The 6,690-nt window shown below is 37.6% G+C and carries 5 protein-coding genes; 3 read left to right on the forward strand and 2 right to left on the reverse strand.

The window, feature by feature from the left end; genetic code table 11:
- Window positions 1–64 precede the first annotated feature (64 nt).
- A complete protein-coding gene (locus I6F54_RS15580) occupies window positions 65–796 on the forward strand; it encodes an HD domain-containing protein (RefSeq protein WP_206008658.1) in 732 nt (243 codons plus the stop codon).
- Window position 797: 1 nt separating this feature from the next.
- Window positions 798–1,238, forward strand: coding sequence for a VOC family protein (locus I6F54_RS15585; RefSeq protein ID WP_024590998.1), 441 nt, complete (start codon window positions 798–800; stop codon window positions 1,236–1,238).
- Here the strand turns inward: I6F54_RS15585 and I6F54_RS15590 are convergent.
- Entirely contained in the window at window positions 1,235–2,227 is a 993-nt protein-coding gene (locus tag I6F54_RS15590; RefSeq protein ID WP_197142201.1) for a response regulator, read from the reverse strand. The genes I6F54_RS15585 and I6F54_RS15590 overlap by 4 nt on opposite strands.
- A gap of 3 nt (window positions 2,228–2,230) precedes the next feature.
- Entirely contained in the window at window positions 2,231–5,563 is a 3,333-nt protein-coding gene (locus I6F54_RS15595; RefSeq protein WP_197142203.1) for an MHYT domain-containing protein, read from the reverse strand.
- A 289-nt stretch (window positions 5,564–5,852) separates the two neighbouring features.
- On the opposite strand from I6F54_RS15595, the gene I6F54_RS15600 reads away from it, so the two are divergent.
- Complete coding sequence (locus I6F54_RS15600; RefSeq protein WP_331461808.1) at window positions 5,853–6,539, forward strand: M48 family metallopeptidase; 687 nt, start codon at window positions 5,853–5,855, stop codon at window positions 6,537–6,539.
- Window positions 6,540–6,690: the final 151 nt, after the last annotated feature.

Consider the following 6,690-nt stretch of genomic DNA (forward strand, 5'->3'; position numbering starts at 1 on the left):
AAGGCTTCTCAGTAGTAATAAATAAGCGCTGTATTTTAGTCAAGCAAGGAGCAACATACAATGAATGTTTTGCAAGGTGGGCATAAAGCACGGTAAAGTACGGATAATTTATCGATTCATTAGCTTTTGGAACCTAATAGTGCCTGACGCCGTTTTAAGCCCCGATTTAAAAATACTTAATTCACAATGTAGAGAATTTATAACCTCTTTAGTGCATGCCGATGTTGCTCACGATATTACCCATATAGAACGCGTGGTGCGCGTTGCAATACAGTTATGTAATGCGGAGCAGGCAAACATGTCAGTTGTATTACCTGCAGCGTGGATGCACGACTGTGTGGCGGTGGCTAAAAACCACCCTGATCGTGCAAAAGCCTCTACTATGGCAGCCGATAAGGCATTGGAATTTTTAAAATCTATTAATTATGACGAGTCACTTTTTGATGAGATTCATCATGCCATTGCCGCTCATAGTTTCAGCGCAAATATAAAAATTAAAACAGTTGAAGCGCAAATAGTACAAGATGCTGACAGAATGGATGCATTGGGCGCTATTGGGGTGAGTCGATGCATGAAAGTAGGCGGATCAATTTCTCGGCTATTGTACAATCCAGAAGACCCTTTTTGTGTTGAACGCGAGGCTGATGATAAAACATACACGCTTGATCACTTTTTTATAAAGTTATTACATATTGCCGATAGTATGAATACGCCATCTGCTAAAGCAGAAGCGAACAGGCGTACAAGGTATATGCATGACTTTTTAGAGCAATTAAAGTCAGAAATAGGTGAGTAACGTGAATAATACAAGCATACCTAAATTATCTGGGATTGATCATTGCCATTTAAATGTTGATAACTTGGTTGATGCCGTTAAGTGGTATGAGCGTGTTTTAGGTTTTAGTGTAGTACCCGAGCTTGCCTTTTGGGATGAGGACGGACGCGGCCCTTTAACACTTGAAGATACTAGTTCAACAACTCGTTTAGCACTTTTTGAAGGTGAGGGGCGTAGTAAAGGGATTGCATTTTTGGCCTCAGGGGATCAATTTATTCAATGGCGTAATCATCTTGAGGGTTTAAACATAAAAGCAGTGCTAGCGGATCATGGTGTAACGTTTTCTATGTACTTTAAAGATGAAAGCGGTAATAGCCATGAAATTACCTCACATGACTATCGTTATATAAAGTCTTACTATCCAAATGTTGAGCTTGGCTCTCACAGCGCTAAAAAGAATTAGCTTTCTTGATTTGAATTTTTTATAGCAAGAATATCGTCTAAGTTTTTCACAAATAGTTCGATTAGAGCGGGATCAAAATGAGCTCCTGCTTGCTCTTGCATATGCAAAACTGTTTTCTCTACACTCCATGCCTCTTTATAAGGGCGTTTTGAAGTCAGAGCATCAAAAACGTCAGCAACGGCAACAATTCTACCTTCAATTGATATTTCTTCGCCTTTGATCCCGTTAGGATAGCCTGAACCATCCCATTTTTCGTGGTGTTCAATAGCAAGTTTATGAGCGAGTTGTAATAATGGCGATGAAGAATTTGCTAATATTTGTGCACCAATTATGGCGTGTTTCTTCATATGTTGAAACTCTTCAAAAGTTAACTTTCCTGGCTTGAGTAAGATAGCATCAGGGATACCTATTTTCCCAACATCGTGCATTGGGGCGGCTTGGCGTAAAAGCTCTGCACTTTGCTCATCCATACCTAGCGCTAATGCTAATACTTTGCTGTATTGGCTCATACGCACTATATGTTCGCCAGTGTCAGTATCTTTATATTCAGCAGCACGGCCTAGGCGTTGTACTAAATCTACATGTGCTTGTTTTAATTGCTCAGCTTGCACTAGCGACAAGTGAGTTTTAACTCTAGCTCTTACAATAGCAGGGCTTATTGGCTTAGTAATATAATCTACGGCGCCTAACTCAAAACCTTTATATTCATCGCTTTCATCACCAAGTGCAGTTACAAAAATAATTGGGATGTGTGATGTTTTAGGGTTACCTTTAACTATTTGACATACTTCAAAACCATTCATATCTGGCATCATTATGTCGAGCAAGATTAGCTTTGGTAGTTCTTTTTCAAGTAGTGCCAATGCGGCATCACCCGATTTAGCAAACGACATACGATATTGATTACCTAACACTTCGCGCATTACTTTTAGATTTGCAGGCTCATCGTCAACAATTAATACTCGTGGCCTATCTGTTGTAAAATCCATTAATTAATACTCATTGTTTGTTAGTTTTTCAAGTAAGGTTTCTAGTATTACGTGTGCTTTATCAAAATCAAATTCATCAAAGGCCTCGGCTATAGCATCAACTTCATTTTTATAGATTGAAGGTGCGCCGCGTTGCAGCTTTGCTAATAGCTCATCATTTAGCTCTGCATTTTGTGCATCTTGATAAAGCGTCTTACACAGTGACTTAATTTCATCAATTGATAGCGTGTCAGAACTATTATCTTCAGGCTTACTACTTGGCTTATCGCAAGTATTAGATGACAGCAGTTGTGAGATGACAAGTAGCTCGTTTTTTATATCGTCTAAAGTACTAATAACTTTAGCGTCACTTTGTTTTTGCTCTAAATCGGTTAATAACTTCATTAATGTTATTAGGCCTAAGTTACCAGCAACACCTTTAAGTGTGTGAATGGTGCTATCGACATCTTTTATGTTTGATAATTTATCACTGAATAATGTTTCGAACCGTTTATTACTGTCACTAATAAATTTAGTAATCTCTGTAAGTTGCTTACATTTAGAACCCCAAAGAGCTAACCCTTTTTCAAAATCTATATGCTGCGCTTTAGGATCGCTTTGCGATATAACCATTTCTTTTGCAATACCAAGACCAAGCACTTGTGCTATTTCTTGGTTTAGCTGATTTATATCGACGGGTTTATTTGCAAAGCCATTCATGCCTGCTTTTTTAGCCGTAAGCTTATCTTGTTGTAATACACTGGCTGTGAGCGCGATAATTGGCGTGTATTTAATTTGTCTTTGATTTTCTATTGCTCTTATTTTTTGTGTTGCCTCTATGCCATCACACAATGGCATATGTATATCCATTAAAATGACATCAAAGTCTTGTTCTTCAAATACTTTAATCGCTTCAAGTCCGTTAGATGCCTTGGTAACTGCATGTTGATCGCGTGACAGGAGTAAAGAAAGTAGTTCTGTATTTTGCTCTATATCGTCAACTACTAACACCCTAAGTGCAGGCAGTTGTGTGTGTAGACCATCAAAATGATCTATTTTAGTTTCGTCACCTAAAGTAAGCGGCAATGAAAAGTAAAAGCAGGTGCCTTTACCTAGCTCACTTACTAAGTTTATTGTTCCGCCCATAAGCTCTACAAGTTGTTTGCTTATGGTAGTACCAAGACCTGTACCACCAAAACGGCGAGTAGTAGTACCATCGGCTTGTTCGAAAGGTTGAAACACTGCTTGAATACGATCTTTTGCAATACCAATACCGGTATCTTGCACTTCAAAAAACAGATGCTGATTTTGTGTTATAGCAACAGTTACGGTAACAGAGCCTTTTTCGGTAAACTTAATAGCATTACCAATTAAATTAGTAAGTACTTGCCTGAGTCGATCTGGGTCACCGTAATAAGTAGCACTTACTGATTCTTTAATATGAAGTTTAAGTTCTAAATCTTTCTTTTTAGCTTCTAACCAAAAAGTAGAAATAATACTGTCTATTACTGGCTTTAAACTAAAGTGTATTGGCTCAATAGTGAGCTTACCGCGCTCTAGTTTTGCGGAATCGAGAATTTCATTTAATAATCTAAGTAATGAACGCGCTGCATTATTTACGGTCACTAAATGTTTTTGTTGTTCTTGATCAAGTGGGGTATCCATTAACAAGTCACTAAAACCTATTATAGAATTCATAGGGGTGCGTATTTCATGGCTCATATTAGCCATAAAAGATTGCTTTGCATAAGCAGCTTCTTCAGCTTTAAATTTAGCTTGCTCTAGTTTTTCTTCATATTCTTTGCGTTCTGTAATATCGACTAAAACACCATCAATCCACTTTGCTTGGCCTTGGGGGTCAAAGTCGATGCTGCCTTTATCTAAAAGCCATAAGATTTTACCGCTTCTGTGGCGAATTCTGTATTCGATTGAATACTGACGTTTCTCTTCTACGGCTTTTGTGACGGCATCTACAATAGGTTGCTGGTCTGATTTTAAAACTAGATCGTTAAATTCAATGCAATGTTCAGTAAATTCATTAGGGTTATAACCCGTTAACTCGTTGATGCTCGGGCTGATAAAAAGCATGGTCCAGTTATCATCAAATTTACACCTAAAAGCCACACCTGGCATGTTATCCATTAAAGAGCGATACTTTTGTTCTTTTTCCTCTAGGCTTTTTTGTAAAGCTCGTTGCTCTGATAAGTCTGTTATGAAGCCTACGTATAGAGGATTTTGCCCTGGCTGATTAACTTCTCCAATCCCCAAACGAATCGGGAATAAGTGGCCATTTTTATGCTTTGCAAAAATTTCACGGTTAACACCGATTACTTTACCTAAATCAATATTTTTAGCTTTAGAAAGGTAGCTATCGTGATGCATCGCGATAGCATCATCCATTAGCATTTTAATATTATGATTTTGTACTTCATTTTCGTGCCAGCCAAAAATTTTACTGGCTGATTCGTTAAAGCTCAAAATAATGCCGGTGTGATCAATCGTTACGATTCCATCAATGGCTGTGCCTAAAATTGCGTTTAAGCGAGACTCGTCGGCTGACTTTTCTTCAAGTAACATTTTATATCTGACCATGCCATTAAGTACCGCTACTACGCTTGTAATGGCAATCGTTGCAGTTGCAACCGCGATGGCTACAAAAGTGAGCCCAGCAGAAGCATTTGCGTCGTCATATAAAAGAGGAGATGTTGCAACAAAGCGTGTAGATGCCATGCCCATATAATGCATAGCAGCAACAGCAAAGCCTAATATTGTAGCGCTGATGGCTCTATTTTGTAGGTATGATAGTTTTGGAAAAAATTTTTCAAGATTAAAGCGGCTATATAACGCTATAAACGAAAGAGCGACGGCAACTAAAATTGAAAGGCCAAAGGTCAGTGGGTCATAGCGCAACATTGGGGAAAGCTCCATTGCAGCCATACCGCTGTAATGCATTGTACCAATACCAGCCCCTAGTAAGATGGAGCAAATGCTGAGCACTCTAAAGTTTCCATCACTATTTACAAGTATTGATACCGCATACTGACATGCTAATAAAGCAGGAAGAAAAGAGAGTAGTGTGATTGTTGGATCGTAGCTTATATTAGTACATAGCGAAAAAGCTAACATACCTATAAAGTGCATACTCCAAATACCAGAAGAAAATACAGTTGCTGCAGTTATATTTGCTAAGCGTTGATAACGAGGGAATTTAGTCTCTTTTGCTAAATCAATGAGCTTAGTAGTAAAAAAAGCAGCAAAAATGGCTATTAATACAGACATTGAGACTAGAAGAGGGTCGTAAACCCCATTGAGTATTAGGCTTGGATCTTGGTCTGTAATGAAGAAAGCTGATAGCATAACGGCTCGAAATATAATCTTTATTTTACAAGTTTAATCTAATTTACTAATAAATGAACCGTTATTTCTAATCGCGCTATAAAGTGACGAATTTTAACCAAGTTTATTTATTTTTTGTTATTGAAGTAAATAAAATATTTTAACTTTCAATTCAAATAAAACAGACGGCTCAATCTATAGCTTATTATAATAAAGCGGATTAGGAGTTAAGTGCGACTTTATGCTTAAGAGTTTAAAATTGATGGTAATATGGATTATATAAACGGATGCAATATTTAGAGTTTAGGTCGTGTTTGAATATCAACTAAAAAAGAGTACTAGACGCAAAACAGTCGCAATAAAAGTGCATAGTCAAAAGGTAACTGTGTATGCGCCACATTTTGTCGCAAAAAAACACATTGATACTTGGTTATTTGACAAACAAGAGTGGGTTGCAGAACAATTAAAAAAACAATCGTCAATTGATGACACTAAGCAGTACCCCTTTGAATCTAAAAAAATCAGGGTTTTTTCAGAAACTATTTGTTTGAAACTGGACTCAGGCCAAGATTCCAAAGTAACCCCGTATGATGACCACTTGCTTATCACAATATCTCCTCGAGTTAAAAATACTTATCAAAATTATCGACAGCTATTAGAGACTTATTTAAAAGAGCAGCTTATTGCATACATAGAGATGCGTTTAGCGTATTTTTGTACTCAAATGGGTGAAGAGTTGCCAAATGATTTAAAAATAGGTGTTTATAAACGAAAGTGGGGGAGTTGTAATAGCAAGCGAGAACTCACTTTTAATTTACATCTTATAGGTGCTCCTTACCACGCTATAGACTATGTGATTGTTCATGAGCTTGCCCACTTAAAGTATTTAAATCATAGCAAAGCTTTTTGGCAGCGCGTAGAGGCGTTTCTCCCCGATTACAAAACATCATCTAATTGGTTAAAACAAAATGGTATGAGTTTACAGTGGGTGTTTTGATGTTACTGAATATAGGAATATAGGAATATAGGAATATAGGAATATAGGAATATAGGAATATAGGAATAGTAGAGAAGTGGTGGAGGGAGCTGGATTCGAACCAGCGAAGGCTGAGCCGTCAGATTTACAGTCTGATCCCTTTGGCCGCTCG

This window comes from Pseudoalteromonas sp. SWXJZ10B, assembly GCF_015864475.1.
Lineage (GTDB): Bacteria > Pseudomonadota > Gammaproteobacteria > Enterobacterales > Alteromonadaceae > Pseudoalteromonas > Pseudoalteromonas arctica.